Genomic DNA, 25,837 nt, shown 5'->3' on the forward strand with positions numbered 1-25,837 from the left:
CATGGATAATTGCAATAAAAAAACATCCTACAGCGTATGTCCGGCTGCCATACTGTCTGATAATTTTTTATTTTTATGCAGGAGGATATCCCCATGCCCCATCTGAACCATCTGTTTTCTCCCATTAAAATCGGTTCCATGACGGTGAAAAACCGCATTCTTATGCCATCCATGAGTATTAATTTCGGGGTGGACGACAATTGCTACGTCACCGATCAACTGACACAATATTTTGTGGAAAGGGCCAAGGGAGGCGTGGGAATGATGATGGTGGGTGGGGGCGGTGTGCACCCCGGTGGACAAGAGCAACCGGATCTTCCCCTGATCTATGAAGACGGATGCATCCCAGCCCTGAAGCAGATGGTGGAAAAAGTCAATGGATATGGTACCCGGTTTGGGGTCCAGCTCATGCACGGGGGACGTCAATGCTATCTTCCCCAGAAGGTTGCACCCTCTGCCATTCCGGCCCCTGCCGTAGTTAAAGGAGAGGTGCGAGCCCTTGAAATACCGGAAATAAAAGAAATTGTGGGTTGTTTTGGTGATGCCACAAGGCGCTGCAAAGATGCAGGTTTTGACTTTGTGGAAATCCATGCCGCCCATGGCTATCTCATTAACCAGTTTATGTCCCCCAATGCCAATGTTCGCACCGATGAGTATGGCGGCAGCTTTGAAAACCGTACGCGGTTTTTCTTTGAAGTCATGGCAGATATCCGGGAAAAAACCGGACCGGACTTTCCCGTGGGTATCCGCATCAACGGCAGTGATTACATAGAAAACGGCTGGACCCTTGAAGACACTTTGCGTTTGGTACCTTTTATGGAAAAGGCCGGGGCTGCATATATCCATGTTTCTGCGGGGGTTTATGGCTCCACGGAACTGACCATCCCCTCCATGTATTCTCCCCATGGGTGTTTTGTACACCTGGCAAGGGCCGTAAAAGCTGTGGCCACGGTGCCCGTGATCACCGTTGGTAGAATTAAAGACCCAAAACTTGCCGACGAGATAGTGAGAAACGGGGATGCCGATATGGTGGCCATGGGCCGGGCACTTCTTGCAGATCCCCACATGCCTGCCAAGGCCCTTGCTGATAATTTTTCCGCCATCAGACCCTGTTTGGGCTGTTGCCTTGGCTGCATACATGCCGTACTTGCCGGGGAACCCGGTTCCTGCGTGGTCAACCCCGATGTGGGACGTGAAGTCCAGGTAAAAAAAGAAAAGCCTTCAATGTATCCCAGAAAGATTCTGGTGGTGGGGGCTGGCCCCTCCGGCATGGCTGCCGCACGCCTTTTTACCCTGAAGGGACACCGGGTAACGGTGGTGGAAAAATCACCGGATACCGGGGGACTATTATCCCTTGCGGCCCGAGCTCCTGGCCGGGGAGAGATCAATGATATTCTCAATTTTTTCAGGAACGAGCTTGTACGCCTAGGGGTAAAAGTTCATCATGGTACTGTTCTGGATGAAGATGTTTTAAATAAATTTCAGCCCGATCATGTAATTCTGGCCACTGGCTCCATGCCGGACATGCCGGTGATAAAGGGGCTTTTCCAGACAGACATGCGCCTTGTCACAAATGTCGATATTCTTTCCGGTGAGGAATCTCCGGGTAAAAAGGTCATTGTGCTGGGCGGCGGCATGACTGGTTTGATAACAGCTGATTTTCTGGGTGAGCAGGGCTGTGAGGTCCATGTGCTGAACCGTAAAAACCGGTTTGCCGAAGAAATGTCCGCCAATGATCGATATTATCTCAGGGAAAGCATTAAACAAAAAAAGGTTACCCTGTACAAGAAAGTATCCATCAAGGGTTTTACCCGGGGTGGTGTCTCTTTTAAAACCCTGGGGGAAACCCTATCCCTTGATGGGTGTGATATGGTGGTGATTTCTGAAAAACAGGTCCCCGTACGAGAAATCAAGAACTTGGAAGGTAAAAGCTCAGCTGTTTTTCATGTTATCGGTGATGCTAAATTACCCCGGAACCTGATGTTCTGTATCAGTGAAGCCGAGGAAATTGCCAGATCTGTAAGATGAATGGCAATGGCCCATGCTGTGCCCAAGTCCCTAAAAACTAAAAGGAAGAATTATTAGCCAATGAAAATATTGACAGTGTCGGATGTGGTTGTCCCGGACCTTTATAAACGGTTTGATAAAAAAGCCTTTCCAGACATTGACCTTGTGATGGCCTGTGGCGACCTTCCCCCGGAATACCTGACTTTTTTGTGTCATTCCTTTGGCGGGCCGCTTTTTTATGTACGGGGCAATCACGATATTAGATATAATGAGAAGCCGCCCCAGGGGTGTACGGATATCCACAGGCGCATAGTAAAACACCAGGGACTTAAAATTGTTGGTCTGGGCGGCTCCCGCTGGTACAACGGCGGCTCCAATCAATACACGGAAAAGGAAATGAAAAAATATATCCGCACACTAAAGTTTCCCCTGTGGTGGGGAAGGGGGGTGGACATTGTCATTACCCATGCATCCCCCCGTTTTATTCATGATGCCGAAGATCCCTGCCACAGGGGATTCAGGTGTTTTGGAACCTTTATTGATAAATATCGACCTGCCTATTTTATCCATGGCCATATCCATCGGGATTTTGATTCTCCAGAGGAACGTATAACCCGGGTTAACACAACAAAGGTGATCAATACCTATGGTTACAACATCATTCACATCGATGCTCCTGGGGTTCTTTCGTAAGTTCTCGGGCAGAAGTGAACCTCTGCAACGGCCTCAGGATGCGGACCTTTTTAAAAATATGCAACTTAAAGAGGGGGCCTTTGACACAAAAGACCGGGGGGTGCAAACGGTCAAAGTGGCCCAGATCATCGGAAGTGTGGGGCGTTATCAGGATTTTGATGATCAGTTTCGGTTCAGATCTAATAAAAAATCCGAACGGTTTCTAAGCGTGCTGGAGGCCATGCGCACCGGCACCGTTTTGCCACCCATAAAATTGTATCAGATCAAGGATGAATACTATGTGGTGGATGGCAATCACCGGGTTGCGGCGGCAAAGCAGCTAAATCACGATGAAATTCTGGCCACCATTCTGGAATTCATTCCTTCCATTGAGACCCTGGAGAATCTTCTTTACAAAGAAAGGATGGCATTTTCCGATGAGACCGGTTTGCGTCGGATGATTAAACTTACGGAACCGGGACAGTATGCCCATCTTATTCGGCAGATCCAGCAGCATTATCAATATCTCCAGGGCGGTGCCCGGAGGGAGGTCAGCTTTTTCAGTGCAGCCCGGGACTGGTATAAAACCATCTATATGCCTTTTTGTGCCATCATTAAACGGGGAGGGCTGCTGGAACGGTTTCCCCATCGCACTCTGGCAGATCTTTATGCCTATATTTCTTCGGGGTACTGGGAAAATAAAAGGAAAGTAACCTATGGGATTGGTCTAAGACGTATGATCCCTAAAAATATGGAGGAATTTCGATTAAAAATGGCTGAACTCAAAGAGTTCGAATATCCGGAAATGAAACAGGGCATAACCGCCTTTGTTCTTATGAACGTCAAGGGAAAACAGGAACTCAAAATCATGGATCGGTTGTATGCCCTGGCAGAGGTGGTGGAAATTCATTCTGTGCATGGGGATGCCGATCTTCTGATTAAAATTGTGCTGTCCCGGGATCTGCTCAGTTCCGATGCCGAAGTTATTTCCCGATTTGTCCATGATAAAATGCGCCAGCTCAACGGGGTCAACAGTACCAAGACACTGATACCGGGAATGTCCAGAATTAAAGCGTGAAGCATGATAATCAAGTATTTACCCAACATACAACACCCTGGGAGATTTAAGTGAGTTTTAGAATAGGTTCCGGATATGATGTTCACCGGCTGGTTTCCGGACGAAAATTGATCATGGGGGGGGTCACCATTCCCCATGAAAAGGGTCTTAAAGGCCATTCCGATGCAGATGTGCTGGTTCATGCCGTGTGTGATGCCATGCTGGGCGCTGCCGGCATGGGGGATATCGGAGAGCATTTTCCCGATACTGATCCCCGGTTCAAGGGGATTTCCAGTATTCTCTTAATGGAACACTGCCGGGATTTACTCAAAAAAAAAGGATGGGAAGTGGGAAATATGGACGTCACCATTTTTGCCGAAGCCCCCAGGATGTCACCCCACAAAAAGGAAATGGCGCAAAACCTTGCGGCGGCGGCTGGCATTATTGTGGATGTCGTCAATATAAAGGCCACCACCACCGAGGGCCTTGGCTTTGAAGGCAGGGGCGAAGGTATTGGTGCCCATGCCGTGGTGCTGTTGCAGCGTATGACGACTATTGCAAATTCAGACCCGATATCATCGACTCCCCGTCTTAATTGATGTCGCTCTCTTTGGCAGATGGGGGGGATAAAGCTCACACCCTATGCCTTGATGGCTTATGAATTCCAATTATCGGGAATACGCAAATTTAGAACCAGGTCTAACATTGATCTTGACCAATGGCCTCTGAATGGATACACTTTTCTGATATCGTGTGCGTGGTCACAATATCGACCGACCGTCATTATTGACGGACAGATGTTGTGCGCAATCCCGAAAGGGTAATTACTCCTATTCAAACCATGAAACGGGTCAAGGAACATATATTATGAGCTTAAGAATCTACAATACACTGAACGGAAAAAAAGAAGACTTTGTTCCCCTGGAACCTGGCAAAGTGGGCATGTACGTGTGCGGTCCCACGGTGTATGACACCAGCCATATCGGCCATGCCCGATCCGTTGTGATATTTGATGTGATCTTCCGGTGGCTTAAGGCCACGGGCTATGATGTCACCTATGTCCGCAACTTCACCGATGTGGATGACAAAATTATCAAACGGGCCAATGAGCGGGGCATGACCTCCGCTGAGATATCTGAAAAATATATCAAGGAATTTCACAATGAAATGGATGCTCTCAATGTGCTGCGTCCCACCATCGAACCCAAGGCCACCGAGCACATTGATGACATCATTGCCTTTATCGAACAACTCATAGAACACGGCAAGGCCTATTATGTGGAGGGAAGTGATGTGTTCTTCTCTCTCTCTTCCTTTGATGGATATGGCAAATTGTCCGGCCGTAACCCCGATGACATGATTGCCGGGGCACGCATTGCAGTGGATTCCAATAAACGCAACCCGATGGATTTCACCCTGTGGAAACCGGCTAAACCCGGAGAGCCCTCCTGGGACAGTCCATGGGGACCGGGACGACCCGGTTGGCATATTGAATGTTCCGCCATGAGCAACCGTTACCTTGGTCAGAGTTTTGATATCCATGGCGGTGGCAAGGACCTTATTTTTCCCCACCATGAAAATGAAATTGCCCAGTCAGAAGCTCTGTTTGGCAAACAATTTGTGAAATACTGGGTGCACAACGGGTTTGTGGATATAAATAACGAGAAAATGTCCAAATCCCTTGGTAATTTCACTATGATCAAGGATGTGCTGGAAACCTATCATCCTGAAGTAATCCGTCTTTTTTTGTTGTCCAAGCATTACAGAAGCCCCATAGATTACAATGAAAATTCCATGGATGAGGTTATTACCAGCCTGGATAAAATTTATACATTTCTGGATCGTGCAGAAAAGGCAGGCGTGGATTATTCCACATCTGCGGACGCCGGGGAAGACTGGCAACTCTTTGCCCAGGCCATGGATGATGATTTTAATTCCGCCCGGGGTATGGCCACCATTTTTGATACTGTGAAGAAAGGCAATCGTTTGCTGGACGGGGCAGGGGAGGGTATTTCCCCAGAGGTGCTCACACAATTGTCCTTGGTCTGTGCAGATCTGAAAAAAATGGGGGAAATACTTGGCATTCTTTCCCAGACACCTACGGCCTATTTTAAAGGAAAGAAAGATGCCGGACTTGCCGGTGGGGATATTGATCCAGCCGTGATTGATCAGCTGGTGATGGAACGAACCCAGGCCCGCAAGGACAAAAATTTTGCCAGGGCCGATGAGATTCGTGCCCAACTGGATGAGATGCATATCATTCTTGAAGATGGAGCTAGCGGTACGACCTGGAAATTTTCATAAATAATCGGGCATTCTTCAAAATAGCTTTACAGCTTTTGAGAGGATTCCCCACTTGTAATGTTTTCTCCCAAAAGTCTGTATAGCACTTTTGGGAGAATCTGATGTGACTTGCTATGTTTTAATATTGATAGGATCTCTGGACGGCTGATGTGGAAAACCATTGATTGAGCCAATCTCATTTTTATCCCGTTCAAACGTCGGCTCACTTTGAATATATTTTAAAATTAATTTTTCTGTGTTTTTTATGGTGTCTAAATGAGAACGCTCATAACCATGAGATCCGTCAACCCCAAACCCAACCAGAGCGGTTCTGATATCGCTTCCTGCCTCAATGGCGGAGGCAGCATCTGAACGATAAAATTCAAACAAGTCTTTTTTTAACGCTATATCATTTTCAGCGCATAGTCTTGCCAGTTTGTTATTCAAATGGTAATCAAAGGGCCCTGACTGATCCATCATTACAAGGGTTGTAGAATGTTCATCGGTGTTTTGTTTGGGGGCAATCATGGCACTGTCAATGACAACCATTTCAGTGATATCGTTGTATAGCACTTCAGTTGCCCCAACTCCAATTTCTTCATTGATCGTAAAAAGCAAATGGCAGTCAACCGGCAAGGTGATCTTGTACTGCATGATTGTTTTAGCAACAGACAAAAGTATGGCAGCACCGGCTTTATTATCAAGATGCCGGGAATTGATATATCCATACATGTCAATTTCAGGGCAGGGATCCACGGCTATGAAATTTCCCGGTTCAAACCCACTCTTTTCTAAATCACGCTTGTCAAAGCATCGGGCATCAATCCTTACTTCTGTCTGATCCCATGCTACTGGTTGTGTATCAATGTCATGGTTGAAGACATGTCCTGATGCTTTTAAAGGAAGGATCGTGCCACGGTACTTTTCCTTTTTAGTGAAAATAGTAACTCTGGCCCCTTCTGCAAAACGGCTTGACCATGTTCCAATGGGCCTGACGGCAATCCTTCCGTTGGATTTTAATCGGCTCACCATGGCCCCTAAAGTATCCAGATGAACGCATACTGCTCGATCAAGCCTATCTAATTTGCCGGGAATAGTCGCTCTTATAGCTCCTCGTCGGGTAACATTGTAGGGTATTTCGATTTTTTCAAGTTCATTGCATACATGGTGAACAATCTGATCAGTATATCCTGACGGACTGGGAATTTGAAGTAAAGACAGTAACTGGTCTCTCAAATAAGATTCATCAATTTTCATAAAAATATTTTCTCTATGGTTTCGGGAAAAAGTAGGTCAATAAACCGCTCTGCGGTGGGTTGCGGTTCATGATTCGCAAGACCTGGACGCTCATTTGCCTCGATAAAGAAATAGTCATTTCCTTTGACATCGGGAACAATAAAATCCAGCCCGGTTACGGGGATATCAAGTGTTTGACTAACTGTTATCGCGGCTTTTTTGAGTACATTGGACAGCTCATCAGTGACATCATGTATTGTTCCGCCCGTATGAAGATTGGCGGTCTTTCTTACAACGGCCACCTTGTTTTTTCCCAGGATTGAATTGTAATCATATCCCTGTTTTTTCAAGCACCTTAACGTTTCCGGATCATCTGGAATTTTGCTCTCGCCACTGGTTACTGCCATTCGCCTGCGGTTGTGTTTTTCAATCAGGTCTGAAATGATATGACTGCCCGTACCAATGATGGTGGGCGGTTTTCTGACAGCGGCAGCAACAACTTTATGGTCTATGACAATAATTCTTAAATCCTGCCCCTTAATGTACTCCTCTAACAGGATATCCGACCCAATCTGCTCAGCTTTTTTTATGGCATTATCAAGCTCTTCGGGGGTGGAAATATCCACACTGATGCCTGCACCCTGTTCACCCCTGGCCGGTTTAACCACAACCCGGCCCACTGTATTCATAAAATCAATATCAGTTTTCCCATCGATATGCATAATTTGCCTTGGCGTTTTAATACCAGCTTTCTGAACCAGCTTTTGTGTCAAGCGCTTATCATCACATTTTGTCATGGCAACGGCTGATGTCATTTCAGAAAGTGATTCTCTGCAGGTGATGGACCGACTTCCATGGCTCAGTTTGAATAACCCGTATTCCGTTTCAAGGATATCTATCAGAATACCCCTTTTTCGGGCCTCGTCCACGATGATCCTTGCATAAGGATTCAAACGTTCTACAGGTTCATCAAGGGGTACATACAATTGTTGATTGATGGAATTTTTTCTTTTAATGCAAAACACCGGGATTCGCTGAAATCCCAATTTTTCATACAGGTTTATGGCATATGAATTATTATGCATGACACTGACATCCATGAAGGCGCGCCCTTTAGTAAAATAATGCGCCACCAGTTGCCTTACAAGACCGATGCCGACACCGGGAATACCCGCCTGGGGATCAACCGCAAGAGACCATAAGCTTGATCCGTTTTCAGGATCGTTAAACGCCTTTGTATGATCTATGCCAGTAACAATTCCGATTACCTGATCGTCATTTCTTCTCTTTGCAATGAAATAGGTTCTAAGTTTGTTTGCATGTTTTTCTAAAAGAAAACTGGGATCTGCCCCTTTCATATGACATTTTGCATAAATAGCATTAACCTGTTGTGCTTCTTCTTCTCTTGAAAGCCGATTTATTGAAAAAGCATTGCTTTTTTTTTGATTGTCATATCGATAATCATAATTCCATAACCGATAGGTGTGCGAAGGATCCAAGAATAATTTGTCCGGTGCCATGGAGATAATAACATGGGGGTCAATCACATAAATCGCAATATCCCTGTTCTCATACCCATGGGAACACATTGCTTCTACTATTTGATCATTGGAATCAAATGTATGGGCAAACACCAGTCTACCCCATCCCATTTCAGAAAATGAATTTGAAGTCATTTTCTTTGTGGTGGGGGTTTCAATTTTTTCCCAATTCCTTAATGATTGACCATGATTTTTCTCAATTCTGTGCTTTGCTCTTTCCATTGAAATACTCCTTATATGCCATTTTGCTGCATCCAGAGTTCCAACAGAGCCACCTGCCATAATTTTGAACCTCTGAGGGGCGTAATATGCGCTTCGGGAGAATCAAGCAGTACATTAATATATTCATTCCGGATGATTTTTCTGGATTTGCAGGCATCACTCTTGAGAATGCTTGTCACAAAATCAAGATATTTACCTTGTATGTATTTTAATGCAGGCACAGGAAAGTATCCTTTGGGCCTGTCGATTACCTCATTGGGAACGATGTCTCTTGCCGCCTCTTTAAGTATGTATTTCCCGCCTTTTCCAACTTTATATTCAGATGGAATTTTGGCTGCCAATTCAACCAGTTCATGATCAAGAAACGGAACCCTTGCTTCAAGGCCCCAAGCCATGGTCATGTTGTCCACTCTTTTCACAGGGTCATCCACCAGCATAATTGTTGAATCAATTCTTAATGCTTTTTCAACCGGGGTTTCCGCACCAGGCAAAGCGAACTGTTTTTTAATATACTCGGATGTAAAATCTTCTCCCTGATATTTCTCATGGATAATTTTCTGGAGTTCATCATTGGTTCTGTCACAAAAAACATTACGGTAATCCTGAAGGGCATCCTTGCTTTCCATCATCGGCGGATACCAGTGATAACCGCCAAAAACTTCGTCAGCCCCCTGGCCGCTTTGAACCACCTTGACATGTTTGGCCACCTCTTTACTCAACAGATAAAAACCAATACAGTCATGGGAGACCATGGGCTCATTCATCGCTTGTACACAAGTTGTCATTGACGGCAGCACCTGATCTGAATTCACTCTGATCTTATGGTGATCCGTTGCAAAGTGCCGGGCAATGAGATCTGAGTACATAAATTCGTCGCCCTGTTCGCCCCCCACGCTTTCAAATCCGATGGAAAATGTTTTTAAATCTTTTTGCCCTGCTTCGGCAAGTAAACCAACGATAAGGCTTGAATCCAGTCCACCTGACAGCAGAACGCCCACCGGAACATCCGCTACCAAGCGCCTTTTTACCGCAGCCATCAGCGCAGTGGAAAGATATCTCTTCCAGTCATCAAAGGTGTATTGTTCTTCTTCGCTGTCACGTTCAAAATTCAAACGCCAATAGGCTCGCTGGGTTATTGTTCCATCTTTTTTCACGGTCATGGTCGTTGCCGGCGGCAGTTTTCTTATGCCTTCAATCAACGTAAAGGGTGCAGGGACAACCGCATGAAACGATAAGTAATAATGAAGGGCTTCTTTTGAAATCTCTTTTTGGATTTTGCCGGTTTTCAAGATTGCGGGCAGCGAAGAGGCAAAAATCAAACTGTTCTGTGTTCTGTAAAAATACAATGGTTTGATGCCCAGACGGTCCCTGGCCATAAATACACAATTGTTTTTTTGGTCATAGATGACAAAGGCAAACATACCGTTGAATTTTTCTACGCAATTTTCTCCCCATGCATGATATGCCTTGAGTATCACTTCGGTGTCGCCTTTAGAGTAGAACGTGTATCCCAATTGCTTCAAATCGGCCCGAAGTTTTTTATAATTATAGATAGCGCCATTGAAAACCAGTGTTAATCCTAAGTTGGGATCAATGAAGGGCTGATTGGATTCGTCACTCAAATCTATAATTTTCAAACGACGATGACCCAATGAAGTCCATATTCCGTGATAAATATCTTCATGATCAGGCCCTCGTTCTGCCATGATTTTGTTCATAATCTTTATAGATTGGTCGTTTGCAAGGTGATTATTAAAAAAAAGTTCACCACAAATGCCACACATATTATCTCCTGTCATTCGTATTGATGTTATTTTATACGAAACTCCGTCCAACAGACTGTAATTATAAGAGTTTCATTCTTCATTGTGGGCGGAACCTGATCCCAGAATGTTGCCTGTTCGTGTCAGTTATATAGATTCATTTCTATTTCTCAAGTGATTGAATGCACCCATATATAACCCAAGTAATAAAAATCAAAATTTCAAAAAAATATTCGGATTAATTTAAAATTCATATAGCTTTTTTTAGAAAAAACATATAGAGTTCTATGCATTTTGTCAACGTATAGTATTTTTTACGCACAAAACATAATGAAATTATAGCGATACTATCAATGATGTGACTTCTATATTGCATAGATAACTACCACTACAGCGACACTTTGGTTGTTTCACTAAAAAGCAAGCTTCGAAAGGTGGAAAAACACGCTTTAGAATCCTCTCTAAACAGGTTGGATAATAAAATTATCCCTGCGGTGCTACATTTTGTCGTGTTAAATTAAGGTCTTGTTCGTAATTTGGGCTACTCATCATAGTTGGCGGGCTGACGGAGTCAGGCTTGTATTATTAGAGCCTGAGTTTTGTATCAGGCTTTATGCCTTTGACAACTATCTGTGTTTCAATGCAGATTTCAACAAAAGTGTCAATAACAAAAGCCGGCCCCCACCCTTATGTGACCCATGTTGTGACCAAGCTCCAAATTACTTAGAATAGAATGTAAAAGAACTGCACGCAGATAAGTATATTGTATGGATGTTTTAGGTTTAAGCGTAAAATAAATAGGATTAGAATGATGAATTTAAATGATCAACGATGCCGGAATTTATTGGTGGCCTTAAGGAAAATCATTCAGGCCATAGACCAGCATTCGACCCAATTAAAAAAAAAGTTTGGTTTAACAGGCCCTCAATTGATTATTTTACAGACGGTGGTAGAAAACGAGATGATGTCAGTTACCCAGTTATCCAAAAATGTCAGTCTCAGTCAGGCTACAGTAACTAATATCACGAAACGTCTTGAAAATCAGGGGTATCTGGAGCGAAATAAAAACACTACAGATAAACGCAGAATCAATCTCATGGTCACAGAAAAAGGAAAATCTATTTTAGAAAAAGTACCGCCGTTGCTTCAGAAACAATTTACTTCTAAATTTTCAGAACTGGAAGATTGGGAACAGCTGATGATAGAAAGTGCGTTCAACAGAGTGGTCTTGATGATGGCGGCTGAGGATATTGATGCATCCCCGATTATGATTACAGGTGAGGTGATCCAGACAAAGTCTGTTTAGTGTTATCTCAGTTCAATTCGGTGATTTTAGGAAAAGTGAAACAATGAGGATATCTAAAAACTTGAATTTAAAAGAATTAGAACAAAAAATTAATAATGTTGACACGCTGCAAATTTTCACAACCGACCTCAACGGTCGCTCCGTTACCCTTCAGGTTCATGCGGGAAATACTGAATCTTTTTTTAAAAAGGGGGTCGGTTTTGATGGAAGTTCTGTCCCGGGTTACGGTACCATTGATAATAGTGATAAGCTCCTGATTCCCCTTCCAGAAACCTTTAGAGAAGTTCCCTTTGCCCAAGAAAATCTTGGTTTTTTAATCGGCAGGATAAATGAAGAGTATGGCGAAAGATCTCTATTGGATCCGAGGGGTTTATTGGAGAGGGTCGTCAAACAAGCTGAGGCCGAGTTTGGCTTTCGTTTTCTTACAGCCCCCGAGCATGAATTTTTTCTGTTGACTGGCGATGAGTTCAGCAAAGATATCCATACCGATAATGCCGGATACTTCCACACAGATCCAAGAGATAAAGGGGAATCTGTCAAGAAGGAGATTGTGGCGGTTTTGAAGCGGTGCGGGATCCAATTTGAAAAAATGCACCATGAAGTCACCCCTTCTCAGCATGAGATTAATCTTTGTTGCCTGGATCCCTTAAAAACTGCGGATCGAACAGTTTTATTTTCCTATATAACTAAGAGGGTAGCCCATGAGCAGAATCTACACGCCACATTTATGCCCAAACCCTTTAACGGTTTCAACCGGAATGCGCTTCACATTCACATATCCGCCCAGGACCTTGATGGAAATCACCTGTTCTACAAACCTAATGGATCTGACAACCTTAGTGAAACAGCACGATTTTTCATCGGTGGTATGATTAAGTATGCCAGGGAGACATCCATCATTATGGCAGCAACTTTCAATTCTTATAAAGCCTATCTAATCGGTAGGGAAGCCCCCATTGTTCGAGGATGGGGGCTCAAAAACCGTAGCTCCATGATCAGGGTCCCTTATGCTGAAGGCGGAAAAGACACCAGAATTGAAATTCGGTCCCCGGATCCTTCTGGTAATATCTATCTGCAAATTGCAACCCTAATTGGGATGGGGCTTCAGGGCATTCGAGAGAAAATAGATTGTGGGAATCCTGATCTTGGGAATCTGTATAATACGAAGAACGCTTCTCACCTCATGGACACAAATTTTCTGCCCCGTAATATGTTTGAAGCCTTGGTGGAAGCAGAAAACAGTTCATTTCTTAAAAATTTCCTGGGAGATCCACTTTATTGCCAATATATGTCACTTAAAACCGCTGAGTGGGAAAATTACCGAACCTTTGTGACCCCTCGTGAACACAAAATGAATTTTCATATTTAGATTCTTATCTCTGATTTTCGTGTTATTTGGGCAAGAGGATCAGAAACGATGTTTGCTTCTCTTGTCCAGGTTAGGATAGTCGGGATTGGTCATACCATTCTCAACTCGGCATTCAGTGCGTCGCAGGCGCACTGAATCATGGAATTAAGGTTACTTCTTTTTGGGCTGGCGATTTCCCTTGGGTTTCACCTTGGCCCAGGTGTCCCGCAGGGTGACAGTACGGTTAAAAACCAAATTTTCTGGCGATGACTCTTTGGAATCCGTGCAGAAATAGCCCATTCTTTCAAATTGATATGCCTTTTCCGGCAGTGCGTTCTCCAAGCTTTTTTCCACCAGACTGTTCTCCAGAACCACCAGGGAGTCAGGATTAATATTTCTGGTGAAATCGTCGGTGTCTGCTTCAGGATTCTCATTTAGAAACAACCGGTCGTAAAGATTGATCCGGGCCGGAACAGATCCTTCCCTGGAAACCCAGTGCAGGGTTCCTTTTACCTTTCTACCGTCGGGAGAATCCCCGCCTCTGGTGGCAGGGTCATAGGTGCAGACCAGCTCCACAACCTGGCCGGAATCATCCTTGATCACCTCTTTACAGGTAATGAAATACGCATACCGAAGTCGCACCTCCCGGCCCGGGGCCAGACGAAAAAACTTTTTGGGGGCATCTTCCATAAAATCATCCTTTTCAATGTAGATTTCCTTGGAAAAAAGCACCTCCCGTTTTCCCATTTCCGGTTTCTGTGGGTGATTTGCCGCATCCAGGGCCTCAAGCTTTCCTTCGGGCCAGTTTTCAATGGTGACCTTCAGAGGTTTTAATACCCCCATGACCCGGGGAGCATTTTCATTGAGATCATTTCTCAGACAATCTTCCAGCAGTCCCACATCAATGCGGTTCTCTTTTTTGCCCACTCCGATGATATTGCAGAAATTGCGTATGGATGCCGGTGTGTACCCCCTTCGCCGGATACCGGCAAGGGTGGGCAGCCGGGGATCATCCCAGCCATCCACGTGGTGATTTTCCACCAGTTTTTGAAGTTTTCGTTTGCTCAAAACGGTAAAATTCAGGTTCATGCGGGCAAACTCAATCTGCTGGGGATGACAGGGGGCTGAAACTTCGTCCAGTATCCAGTCATAGAGAGGTCGATGATCCTGGAATTCCAGGGTGCAAAGAGAATGTGTCACCCCTTCAATGGCATCGGAAAGTCCATGGGTGAAGTCGTACATGGGATAAATACACCATTCCCCTCCTGTTCTTGGATGATCCATTTTTTTAATGCGGTAGATGATCGGGTCTCTGAGATTGATATTTGGAGATGCCATGTCAATCTTTGCCCGGAGCACATATTTTCCTTCTTCAAAATCTCCGTTTTTCATGCCTTCAAACAGCTTTAGATTTTCTTCAACCGGGCGATTTCGATCCGGGCTATTTTTACCCGCTTCGGTGAGGGTACCTCTGTATTCGCGCATTTCTTCGGCGGTAAGCCCGCATACGTAGGCTTTATCCTTTTTGATCAGTTCAACGGCAAAATCATAAAGTTCGTGGAAATAATCCGAGGCGTAATGGATGGTGTCCCCCCAGTCAAAGCCCAGCCAATGCACATCTTTAATAATGGCATCAATGTATTTCTGGTCTTCCTTGGCCGGATTGGTGTCATCAAAGCGAAGGTTGCACCGGCCATTGAATTCTTTGCCGATGCCAAAGTTGAGACAAATGGATTTGGAATGGCCCATGTGCAGGAACCCATTGGGTTCCGGTGGAAACCGGGTGATTACAACGCCATTGTTTTTACCCTTTTCAAGGTCTTCGGTGATGATGGTTTTAATAAAATTATGTTTGATATTTTCGTCTTCCATGGTGCTCCCTTATATATTTTAATTTGAATTTTAGAGAATAATTCTTAACATATTATAACCGGATTGACCACTGCATAATAAGGTGGTAGGTATCATACTTCCGGGGAACACTCATACTTTTCATGGGCCTGCTCATAACATGGGCCTGCCTTGGCAATGTGCGCTCCCCTGCTGTGGCCAAGTCCCCTTTCAAACTTTTACCTTACTTAGGAGATTAATGGGTCTTTTTAAAATAAAATCACCGTTTCAACCCACCGGAGATCAGCCCCAGGCCATTGAATACCTTTCCCGGGGGATAAAAGCAGGCAAAGCTCACCAGGTATTGTTAGGAGTCACGGGTTCAGGTAAAACATTTACCATGGCCAACATCATTGCAAGCGTTGAAAAACCGAGTCTTATCATGGCCCCCAACAAAACCCTGGCGGCCCAGCTTTACAATGAATTCAAACTGCTGTTTCCGGAAAATGCCGTGGAATATTTTGTCAGTTATTACGACTATTACCAGCCTGAAGCTTACATTCCCTCAAGCGATACCTATATCCAAAAAGATTCTTCCATCAACGAACTCATTGACAAGATGCGTCACTCCGCCACCCGGTCGGTTCTGGCCCGCAAGGACGTTATTGTGGTGGCCAGCGTGTCGTGCATTTATGGTCTAGGTGCGCCCGAGGATTATCTGGCCCTGCGGGTGGAGATTGCCCAGGATATGGAAAAACCCCGGGAAGTCCTTTTAAACGAGCTGGTCAATATCCAGTACACCCGCAACGATGTGGATTTTCACCGGGGCACCTTCCGGGTTCGGGGGGATCGGGTAGAGGTATTTCCGGCCTATGAAGAGGATAAAGCCCTGCGCATTGATTTTTTCGGCGATGACATTGAAAGCATTGCCGAGATAGATCCCCTGAAGGGAACGGTGCTTCATCACATCAAAAAAACCGCCGTTTATCCGGCATCCCATTATGTCACCAAAAGCCAGACCCGGAAGCGGGCCGTTAAGGCCATCACCGAAGAACTCAAACAGAGATTGGAATTTTATTATAAGGAAAACAGACTGTTAGAAGCTCAACGACTGGAGGAAAGAACCCAGTACGATCTGGAAATGATGAACGAGATTGGGTATTGCAACGGCATTGAAAATTATTCCCGACATCTCACCGGCCGATCCCCGGGGGAACCGCCACCCACGCTACTGGATTATTTCCCCGATGATTTTGTTCTGTTCTTTGATGAAAGTCACATCTCTGTATCCCAGGTGGGGGCCATGTACAAGGCCGACCGCTCCCGCAAAGAAACCCTTGTGGGGCATGGCTTTCGCCTGCCTTCCGCCCTGGATAACCGTCCCCTTAAATTTGAAGAGTTTAAAAAGAAGCCGCCCCATGTGGTGTATGTGTCCGCCACCCCGGCCGATTATGAAATGGAAAGAGCAGATGGCCGGGTGACAGAACAGATTGTCCGGCCCACGGGACTTTTAGACCCTGTTCTGGAGGTGCGCAGTGCCACCACCCAAGTGGATGATCTCTACGAAGAGATTATAAAGCGTGTGGAGGCCGATGAGCGAGTGCTTGTCACTACCCTGACCAAACGAATGTCCGAAGATCTGGCCGAGTACTTTGCAGATTTTGGCATCAAGGTTAAATATCTTCATTCTGATATTGGCACTGTGGAGCGCATTGACATCATACAGGATTTAAGGAAGGGAGTGTTTGATGTCCTTATAGGTATTAACCTGCTCAGAGAAGGCTTGGATATCCCGGAGGTTTCCCTTGTGGCCATTCTGGATGCCGATAAAGAGGGTTTTTTGAGATCCTATCGTTCTTTAATCCAGACCTTTGGCAGGGCTGCACGAAATGCCGCCGGCAAGGTGATCATGTATGCCGATCGCATCACCCCTTCCATGAAAAAAGCCATGGAAGAAACCCATAGGCGGCGGAAAATCCAGCGTGAGTATAATGAAAGGCACCATATTACCCCTGCCACCATTCAAAAAGATTTGCGCGTGTTTGATTACACCATGGAAAAAGCCATAACAACCCCGGAAAACCGGGTCCAGGAAGCCATGGACACCTATGATCCCGAGTCGGAAAATCTGTCTGACATCATAATGGGGCTGGAAATGGAAATGAAACAGGCCGCAGATGAGATGCGGTTTGAAAAAGCGGCGGATCTCCGGGACAAGATCAAAGAACTCACCCGCCTGAAGGAGTTGTAACCGGTTTTGATGAACAGCACCCTGCAGGAAAAATACGCCATGACACCCGAGGTTTCCGGGGTTTATCTAATGAAGGATGCAAGGGACCGTATCATTTACGTGGGCAAGGCTGGAAATCTGAAAAAACGGCTGGGTGCCTATTTTGTAAAGACCACAGGCCATGATCCTAAAACCGCCATTCTCATTAAAAATATTGTTGATTTTGAGATCATTGTCACGGGCGGTGATCATGAAGCCCTGATCCTGGAATCCACCCTCATAAAAAAACACAAGCCCAGATACAATGTGATTTTAAAGGATGGAAAAAATTATCCATGCCTGCGCCTGGATACCACGGAAAATTATCCGGCCCTCCAGGTGGTGAGAAAAATTAAAAATGATCAGGCCAGCTATTTTGGACCGTATTCTTCCTCCCACAGTGTCCGGCAAACCTTAAAACAGGTCAACCGCATATTCAAGCTGAGAAAATGCAGGAAAACACAGTTTAACAATCGTTCCCGGCCCTGTCTGCAGTACCAGATCAAGGCATGTCTCGGGCCCTGCTGCCTTGATGTGCCCCATGCCGTGTATACAGAGATGGTCAATGATGTAAAATTGTTTTTAAAGGGCAGGGCCCCCGAGCTGATTGTGCGATTGAAAAAAGAAATGCATCATGCCGCCGATGCCCAGGCCTTTGAACGGGCGGCCCAACTCCGTGATACCCTGTTTGCAATTGAAAAAACATTAGAGCGACAAATTGCCGTGGCCACGGACATGATGGACCGGGATGTCATTGCTTGCCATGGAGACCAGGGCAGGGCAGTTGTGACTGTGCTTTTTGTTCGATCGGGATATGTAACGGGGACCCGGCATTTTCATTTTGATATGACCTGGAACGGTATTTCCGAAATCTTGGGGGCCTTTGTCATGCAGTATTATGACAACCATACCTTTATCCCTCCCCAGATTCTGATCTCCCATGACGTGGAGGATAGATCCATTATGGAAGCCCGGTTCACGGAAAAAAAAGGACGTCGGGTGCATCTGTTAATTCCGGAGCGGGGGGATAAAAAACAAATCGTGGAGATGGCCCGATTCAATGCTGAGAATGAATTAAAAACCTCACTGTCCCAGCAGGCGGAAACTGATGCCGTTCTTGCCATGCTTCAGAAACTCATGGGCATGGGCAAGCTTCCCCGGCGCATTGAATGTTATGATAATTCCAATATTGCCGGCACTGATCCGGTGTCCTCCATGGTGGTGTTCACCGATGGCAGGCCCGACAAGTCGGCCTATCGGACATTCATCATTAAACAGGTGCCAGGGCATGATGATTATGCCTATATGACCGAGGTGCTCAGCCGACGATTTGCCCCGGATAAAAAAGAGCCCCTGCCTCTGCCAGATCTCCTGGTGGTGGATGGTGGCAAGGGACAGCTTTCCATGGCCATGGCTGTATTAAAGGATCTGGACCTGGACAATAAAATCCATGTAGCCGGTCTTGCCAAAAAAGATGTGGAAAAAGGGGAGGTACACGATAAAATCTACATTCCCCATCGTTCCAATCCATTGAACACCGGTCAGGCATTGAAGGCCCTTTATCTGCTCCAGCAGTTACGGGATGAGGCCCACCGAGTGGCCGTTACCTTCCAGCGTAAACGCCGGGGAAAAAGGGCAGGAGGTTCGATTCTTGACGACATCCCCGGCATCGGCAAAAAACGAAAGAGCCTTCTGCTCAAGACCTATAAAGGGGTCTCTGCCATGAAGCAGGCAAGCATGGAAGAATTGTCAGATCTGCCGGGCATGACGCGATCCGCAGCCCGGGCTGTGTTTGACAGACTGAAAATTTAAGCTTGAGAATCAGGGACTTGGTCACAACCTGGATCTCAGGCTTAATATTGTATTTCAACTTTCGGAGTTCATATCAAAGCTGGCGTTTTTATACAGTTCATGCGCCAACGGGGTCAGGCTTGTATTATTGTACTTTTGTACGAAAGGCAGTGTCTTCTCAAATTGCAACAAAAACGTCAACAACGCAAGCCTGCCCCCACCACGAAAGGCGAACATCGAAAGTTTAGTCGTATGATATAATGCCGGGAAAATGGTTATGCACTTGGGATGGGAATACATCCCTCTATTAAAAATGAAGATTGGCTCCCATGGATGGCACGGGAGAGGATGTAAGTTTCTTTTTCAGAATGTCATAATACATTAGAACCTGACGTACATGCCTCACCGGCTCTCTCCCCCTGGCATAGCCATGCCGTGTTTTCTGATAATATTTTCGTTTGGTTAAGAGGGGCAGGGTTTTTTCAAGGGATGCCCATTTATGCGGATCCAGGTTGTCCGCCGCCGCCAGTTTCTGGGCATCCTTAATATGGCCGTATCCCACATTGTAACTGCCGATGGCAAAGAGCAATTTTTCATTGGGATCTTCAATATCATCAAATCGTTTGTAAAGGGTGTGAAGGTATTTAACCCCGGCCCTGAGGCTTAAAACTGGGTCCAGCCGATTGGATATTCCCATTTCCCGGGCCGTGTTTTCCGTGACCTGCATGAGTCCTCGCACACCGGTGAAGCTTTTTGCAAAGGGATCAAAATGGGATTCCTGGTACACCATGGCCGCGATGATCCGCCAGTCAAAACCATATTTGAACGCTTCCTGGATAATGTATTTTCGATATTTAGGAAAGCGGGTGGTCAGGCGCTGATGAAATTTTTTCACATCAAAATAATCAAAATTATTAATGTTCCCGTAATACTTGTTGGAAATTTTTTTATAATATCCTGTTTTATTAATGTGGTAAAAAAAATGATTGATGCGATCCAGCAGTCGTATTTCAGATGGATTTACGGCCCAGCCAATGAATTCCACATCCTGGATGGCAATGCCGATGACAATGTCAGGATAGTACCGGCGATTGATCTGGGCGATGTTGGAGTCCACCACGGTGTATTTTATTTTTTTTTCTGCCACCATCTGAATAATTTCTTCAGAAGGGATATTGTCCAACAACTCAATATCAATATCAATTCCGCTTTCCCTGAGCGCCTCAAGGCGATGGTGGTAGGAGGTGTTTCTGCGGACATGGATGGTTTTTCCGGCAAGCTTTTCAAGGCTATCAATGCCGCGGCTTGATTTGTGATAGACAATCTGCTGCTGAACCGCCATGTAAGGCTGTGAAAAAAGCAAAGTTTTTTCACGTCTCTCGGTGATGGTCAAAGCCGCCCCGATGAAATCTCCCTGCCCGGTTTCAAGAAAGGGCTCCATGCTGTTCCATCCCGGTGTCACCACATCCAGGTCAACATCCAGAAAATCTGCAAAGGCCCGGGCCAGTTCGTATTCAAAACCCATGGGCTGACCCCGGTAGAGGTGGTAAGCATTGGAATTGTTGTCAGTAATAAGAGTAATTTTTTTTTGTTTTAGTATCCTGGAAAGTAGATCTGTGTCATCAATGACCTTTCCCTTATTAATATTAATACACACAGCCACAAGTCCGCAGATGAGAAGCAGAATAAGGCTCAGTAAGAAATATTCGGAAATATATTTTTTTATATCCACATCACCTCCTTTTCAGGGGGGCATAGTTTTTTAATTCATTGGGCTTGTGGGCTTTCTCACGGCATGGGCCACCCGTCACAGCTGGCGAGTCAACCGTGGCAGGGATAAACCCCTCCCCAATCTTGCTGCACCAGCAGGTCAGGATTGATCATCCTGAACAATATCCGGTATTTCAGGGGCAATAACCTCCACATCATTGACATTTTGAAAACCTCTGGGAAGTTTTCTGCCACGAAACCCCCGTTTACCCATGTAATTTTCCTGGTTCCCCGGCTTTAATCGGAGAAAATGTTTTCCCGCATGAATGACCAGACTGGAGCCATGGGGAACTATTTTTAACAGGATGATTCGTTCTCCCCCGGACATCTGGACTTCATTTTTCGGTATGCCGATAATTTTATTACCTTTCCCTTTTTCCAGCTTTGGCATTTCCTGAACTGGAAATAGAAGAAACCGGCCCACCGTGGTGATAACCGCAATAAGGTCTGTTTCCGGATGGTGTATCCGTTGGGGTGTCATCAATTGGGCATGCTCTGTCAGATTGATGAGCACCTTACCGTTTTTATTCCGGGTGATCATGCTGGTAAAATCCGTGATAAACCCGAACCCGGTGTCGGAATATAGAAAATAAAGATCATCATCATTTCCATTTACCATGGTGGAGATGGCGGCATCGGGTTTTAAGGAAAGCCGTCCGGTCAGGGGCTCACCCATCCCCCGGGCCGACGGCAGAGTATGGGCGGCAAGACAATAGCAGCGGCCAGTGGTATCAATGAAGACCACCGGGCGGTTACTCAAGGTATGGGCATGGGCCAGCAGGGAATCGCCGGTTTTGAATTTGAGTTTTTCAGGATCAATATCATGGCCCTTGGCTGACCTTACCCATCCATTGGTGGAAAGGATGATGCTCACAGGTTCTGTGGCAATGACTTCTTCTTCGGAAAAGGCCTCAGCTTCCTTTCGTTCCCGCAGGGGGGAGCGTCTGCCATCCCCGTGGATTTTAATATCCTGGCGGATTTCTTTTTTAAGCAATGCAACCAGCTGTTTTTTTGACCCCAGTGTTTTTTCAAGGAATTTTCGTTCGGTTTCGAGTTCTGCCTGCTCGCCTTTAATTTTCATTTCTTCAAGCTTTGCAAGGTGACGCAGCTTGATTTCCAGAATGGCCTGGGCCTGGCGGGTTGACAGATTAAATCTATTAATCAGAGATGTTTCGGGATCATCCTGGGTGCGGATGATTTCAATGACCTCATCAATGTTTAAAAAGGCAGTTAGAAGTCCTTCCAGAATATGAAGTCGGTCCAGGACCTGATCCAGGCGATGCTTCAATCGTTTGGTGACGGTATCCATCCTGAACTCTAACCATTCATGCAAGAAGGTCATAAGAGGCTTTACCTCGGGCTTGCCGTTTAAACCGATCATGTTCATGTTCACCCGGTAGGAGCGTTCCAGATCCGTGGTGGCAAACAGATGCGCCATGAGCGTATCAATATTGGTGCGGGAAGATCGAGGGACAATCACCAGACGTGTAGGAGATTCATGGTCGGATTCGTCCCGGATATCCGCAACCATGGGCAGTTTCTTTGCCTCCATCTGACCGGCGATCTGTTCAAGTATTTTTTCCCCGGAGGAGTGAAAGGGCAGGGCGTTTATAACAATGTCCCCCCGTTCCTCAAAGTAGGTGGCCCTCATTTTGATGCGGCCGTTGCCTGTGAGGTACATTTCCCGGATTTCATGGCAAGGGGTGATGATTTCTGCATCCGTGGGGTAATCCGGCCCGGAGATATGGGTCATTACGGCATCCAAATCCGCCCTGGGATGGTCCAGAAGATATATGCAGGCATTGGCAATTTCAGTTAAATTGTGGGGGGGAACATCCGTTGCCATGCCCACGGCAATGCCCGTTGTGCCGTTTAAGAGCAAATTAGGAAGACGGGACGGTAAAAGGGCCGGTTCTTTCAGGGTTCCATCAAAATTTGGCCGCCACTCTGTGGCCCCGGCATTGAGTTCAGCCAGCAACAGTTCACTGTACCGGGAAAGCCGGGATTCGGTGTACCGCATGGCGGCAAAGGATTTGGGATCATCAGGAGCACCCCAGTTACCCTGGCCGTCCAGCAGCGGGTATCGGCAGGAAAAGGGCTGAGCCAGCAGCACCATTGCCTCGTAACAGGCGGAATCTCCATGGGGATGAAATTTACCCAGCACATCCCCCACGGTGCGTGCGGATTTTTTGTATTTGGCCGTGGCGGAAAGCCCCAGCTGGCTCATTGCATAAACAATTCTGCGCTGCACGGGTTTAAGTCCGTCGGCAATATGGGGCAGGGCGCGGTCCAGGATGACATACATGGCATAGTTGAGATATGCTTTTTCAGCAAACGTCTCAAAGGGCATTTTTTCAAAATCATCAAGCATCATGGGAGAAGGACTTGTCATCATTCCACCTCCATGAGGTTGCCATTTTCTTCAATCCAGCGACGACGATCAGATGCTCTTTTTTTACCAAGGAGCAGATCCATTATTTCAAAAACACTCCTGGCTTGAAATTCTGTTTTATCACGGGTACCTGTTTCCATAATCATTTCGCTTTCCGACCTTGGGGATATCCTTTTATTCTGATTATCAGGAAAAGGTATGCCGCCGATATCATCCTTTGCCACAGTGAGCTGAACCAGACGACGGGTATCAGGGGAAATGGTGGTTTCTCTGAGCTGTAATGGATTCATTTCTCCCAGCCCCTTGAATCGTTGAACATTTATTTTTCCATGTTTTTTGCGGCGTTCAATCTTTTTAATAATAGCTTCCTTTTCTTCCTCATCCAGGGCGTAAAACACCTCTTTGCCCACATCAATGCGAAACAACGGAGGCATGGCAACAAAAATATGGCCCTGACGCACAACTTCGCCGAAATGCCGGTAAAAAAGAGCGCATAGAAGGGTGGCAATGTGGAGGCCGTCGGAGTCTGCGTCGGCCAGAATACAGATCTTATGGTAGCGAAGGCCGGAAATGTCTGGCGTGTCTGGATCGACTCCCATGGCCACGGAAATATCATGGATTTCTTTGGAGGCCAGAATCTGGGTGGGGTCTGTCTCCCAGGTGTTCAAAATTTTTCCCCGCAGGGGCATGATGGCCTGGAATCTTCGGTCTCGGGCCTGTTTGGCTGAACCACCGGCGGAATCTCCCTCCACCAGAAAAATTTCACACTTTTCTGGATCATTGGAGGTACAGTCGGATAATTTACCGGGCAGGGCAGGGCCGGCTGTGACGCGCTTGCGGGTGACTGTTTTTGCCTTTTTCAGGCGGGTCCTGGCATTTTCCAGGGCCGCGGCCGCAAGTTTTTCACCGATCACCGTGTTTTGATTGAGCCAAAGACTGAAGGCATCCCTCACGGTGGAATTGACAAAACCGCTGCAGTGACGGGAGGAAAGTCGCTCTTTGGTCTGGCCTGAAAACTGGGCATCGGAAAGCTTCACAGATAAAATAAACCCAATGTTGTGCCAGATATCCTCCGGAGCAATGTGAATGCCCTTGGGCAAGAGATCATGGAACCCACAAAATTCTCTGATGGATTCCAGAAGTCCAGACCTGAATCCGTTTACATGGGTACCCCCTTGGCGGGTGGGAATAAGGTTGACATAGCTTTCGCATAGATTATCCCGTCGTTCTTCACTCCAATCCACAGCCCAGGAAACAGCTGTATCCTCTGCCTTTTTTTCACCGGTGAAGGGTTCTCCAAGCAGGGTTTCACACCCGTCAAAGGATTCTATCAGGTAATCAAGCAATCCGTTTTCAAACTGCCATTCATCCTTTGTGCCGCTTTTTTTATCCGCCAAGGTGATCAAAAGTCCGGGACAGAGCACAGCCTTGGCTTTAAGGGCATGTTTTAAATTCTTTTTGGAAAAATTAGGTACCTCAAAATAGGAGATATCCGGGTAAAAACGAATGGTGGTGCCGGTTTTTTTTGTATTTGTTTTCTTAACTATTTCAAGATCTTCACTCTTGAAGCCATCTTTAAAAGTAATTCTGTACAGGGCACCATCCCGGAGAATATTAACTTCCAGAAAGGTGGAAAGGGCATTGACCACGGAAACGCCAACCCCGTGAAGACCACCTGAAAAATCATACTCTTTACTGGAAAATTTAGCCCCGGCATGGAGTCGAGTCATGATGAGTTCCACGCCGGATATTTTTTCCACTGGGTGGATGTCCACGGGCATGCCACGGCCATTGTCACTGACTTCCAGGGAATTATCCTCGTGAAGGGTTACATCGATGCGGTCGGCATGGCCAGCAATGGCTTCATCCACGCTGTTGTCAATCACCTCGTGGGCCAAGTGATCGGGACTTGTGGTGTCCGTGTACATGCCGGGTCTGCGTTTTACAGGATCAAGACCTTTAAGTACTTCAATGGATTCAGCATTGTAACCACCAGGGACATCTTTGTTTGTGCCGGTGTCCGTGGCGGACTGGGATTTAAACAGCTCCATGGTCAGGGGGGTAACTCCTCATAACTACCATGGGCAGACCCTGTATTTCATACAGATCCACCCACAATTAAAAAAATAAAATCCTGATTTTTTCTTCTCGGATTTACTCATACATCGACCGACAATCTACAATACTTGAAAAATAAAAAAACAGCAGAAAATCACCCGACAAGGTGATTGTCAATCTTGTCGGGGATTTGCGCTGTCTTAATTTGGCCACCTAAAGCGATTGATAACAAATATATACCCATGATTTAGCGGTATATTATCTGGCAGAAATCGCCTGATGTCAGTGAAGA

At 46.0% G+C, this 25,837-nt stretch carries 16 protein-coding genes; 9 read left to right on the top strand and 7 right to left on the bottom strand.

Annotated features, from left to right (window positions below; translation table 11 throughout):
* The first annotated feature begins 93 nt into the window (after positions 1-93).
* The 5 genes from ACYQ2M_RS18595 (at position 94) to cysS (ending at position 6,040) form a co-directional block, all read left to right on the top strand.
* A complete protein-coding gene (locus ACYQ2M_RS18595; RefSeq protein ID WP_459917878.1) occupies positions 94-2,028 on the top strand; it encodes an oxidoreductase in 1,935 nt (644 codons plus the stop codon).
* A 60-nt stretch (positions 2,029-2,088) separates the two neighbouring features.
* A complete protein-coding gene (locus ACYQ2M_RS18600) occupies positions 2,089-2,700 on the top strand; it encodes a metallophosphoesterase family protein (RefSeq protein WP_459917879.1) in 612 nt (203 codons plus the stop codon).
* A 58-nt stretch (positions 2,701-2,758) separates the two neighbouring features.
* The gene (locus tag ACYQ2M_RS18605) at positions 2,759-3,757 is read left to right on the top strand and encodes an Lrp/AsnC ligand binding domain-containing protein (RefSeq protein ID WP_459917880.1); all 999 of its coding nucleotides are present in this window, start codon (positions 2,759-2,761) and stop codon (positions 3,755-3,757) included.
* 50 nt (positions 3,758-3,807) lie between these two features.
* On the top strand, positions 3,808-4,335 hold the full coding sequence (ispF, locus tag ACYQ2M_RS18610) for a 2-C-methyl-D-erythritol 2,4-cyclodiphosphate synthase (RefSeq protein WP_459917881.1): 528 nt from the start codon (positions 3,808-3,810) through the stop codon (positions 4,333-4,335).
* 268 nt (positions 4,336-4,603) lie between these two features.
* Positions 4,604-6,040 carry a cysteine--tRNA ligase gene (cysS, locus tag ACYQ2M_RS18615; protein WP_459917882.1) on the top strand — a complete coding sequence of 479 codons (1,437 nt, stop codon included), beginning with the start codon at positions 4,604-4,606 and terminating at the stop codon, positions 6,038-6,040.
* A 111-nt stretch (positions 6,041-6,151) separates the two neighbouring features.
* Here the strand turns inward: cysS and ACYQ2M_RS18620 are convergent, their stop codons facing one another.
* Genes ACYQ2M_RS18620 through ACYQ2M_RS18630 form a run of 3 tightly spaced genes read right to left on the bottom strand, consistent with a single transcriptional unit; the run spans position 6,152 to position 10,817 of the window.
* The gene (locus ACYQ2M_RS18620) at positions 6,152-7,276 is read right to left on the bottom strand and encodes an osmoprotectant NAGGN system M42 family peptidase (RefSeq protein WP_459917883.1); all 1,125 of its coding nucleotides are present in this window, start codon (positions 7,274-7,276) and stop codon (positions 6,152-6,154) included.
* On the bottom strand, positions 7,273-9,018 hold the full coding sequence (gene ngg / locus ACYQ2M_RS18625) for an N-acetylglutaminylglutamine synthetase (protein WP_459917884.1): 1,746 nt from the start codon (positions 9,016-9,018) through the stop codon (positions 7,273-7,275). The genes ACYQ2M_RS18620 and ngg overlap by 4 nt, the downstream gene beginning before the upstream one ends.
* An 11-nt stretch (positions 9,019-9,029) precedes the next feature.
* On the bottom strand, positions 9,030-10,817 hold the full coding sequence (locus ACYQ2M_RS18630; RefSeq protein ID WP_459917885.1) for an N-acetylglutaminylglutamine amidotransferase: 1,788 nt from the start codon (positions 10,815-10,817) through the stop codon (positions 9,030-9,032).
* A gap of 772 nt (positions 10,818-11,589) precedes the next feature.
* Here ACYQ2M_RS18630 and ACYQ2M_RS18635 point away from each other — a divergent pair.
* Together ACYQ2M_RS18635 and ACYQ2M_RS18640 are read left to right on the top strand one after the other, a co-directional pair.
* Complete coding sequence (locus tag ACYQ2M_RS18635) at positions 11,590-12,087, top strand: MarR family winged helix-turn-helix transcriptional regulator (RefSeq protein WP_459917886.1); 498 nt, start codon at positions 11,590-11,592, stop codon at positions 12,085-12,087.
* A gap of 61 nt (positions 12,088-12,148) precedes the next feature.
* Positions 12,149-13,456, top strand: coding sequence for a glutamine synthetase family protein (locus ACYQ2M_RS18640; protein WP_459917887.1), 1,308 nt, complete (start codon positions 12,149-12,151; stop codon positions 13,454-13,456).
* Positions 13,457-13,606: 150 nt separating this feature from the next.
* Here ACYQ2M_RS18640 and ACYQ2M_RS18645 read toward each other — a convergent pair whose 3' ends face one another.
* A complete protein-coding gene (locus ACYQ2M_RS18645) occupies positions 13,607-15,307 on the bottom strand; it encodes a glutamine--tRNA ligase/YqeY domain fusion protein (RefSeq protein ID WP_459917888.1) in 1,701 nt (566 codons plus the stop codon).
* Between the two features lie 217 nt (positions 15,308-15,524).
* Between ACYQ2M_RS18645 and uvrB the strand changes: the two genes are divergently transcribed.
* Positions 15,525-17,516, top strand: coding sequence for an excinuclease ABC subunit UvrB (gene uvrB, locus ACYQ2M_RS18650; RefSeq protein ID WP_459917889.1), 1,992 nt, complete (start codon positions 15,525-15,527; stop codon positions 17,514-17,516).
* A 9-nt stretch (positions 17,517-17,525) separates the two neighbouring features.
* Complete coding sequence (gene uvrC / locus ACYQ2M_RS18655) at positions 17,526-19,346, top strand: excinuclease ABC subunit UvrC (RefSeq protein ID WP_459917890.1); 1,821 nt, start codon at positions 17,526-17,528, stop codon at positions 19,344-19,346.
* A 286-nt stretch (positions 19,347-19,632) separates the two neighbouring features.
* Here the strand turns inward: uvrC and mltF are convergent, their stop codons facing one another.
* The 3 genes from mltF to parE all read right to left on the bottom strand — a co-directional run bounded on the left by mltF (position 19,633) and on the right by parE (position 25,538).
* The gene (gene mltF, locus ACYQ2M_RS18660) at positions 19,633-21,057 is read right to left on the bottom strand and encodes a membrane-bound lytic murein transglycosylase MltF (RefSeq protein WP_459917891.1); all 1,425 of its coding nucleotides are present in this window, start codon (positions 21,055-21,057) and stop codon (positions 19,633-19,635) included.
* A 138-nt stretch (positions 21,058-21,195) separates the two neighbouring features.
* Positions 21,196-23,490: a DNA topoisomerase IV subunit A gene (parC, locus tag ACYQ2M_RS18665; protein WP_459917892.1), complete on the bottom strand. Its 2,295-nt coding sequence runs from the start codon at positions 23,488-23,490 to the stop codon at positions 21,196-21,198.
* Positions 23,487-25,538 carry a DNA topoisomerase IV subunit B gene (gene parE, locus ACYQ2M_RS18670; protein ID WP_459917893.1) on the bottom strand — a complete coding sequence of 684 codons (2,052 nt, stop codon included), beginning with the start codon at positions 25,536-25,538 and terminating at the stop codon, positions 23,487-23,489. The genes parC and parE overlap by 4 nt, the downstream gene beginning before the upstream one ends.
* Positions 25,539-25,837 lie beyond the last annotated feature (299 nt).

The organism is Desulfocicer niacini (assembly GCF_054657595.1).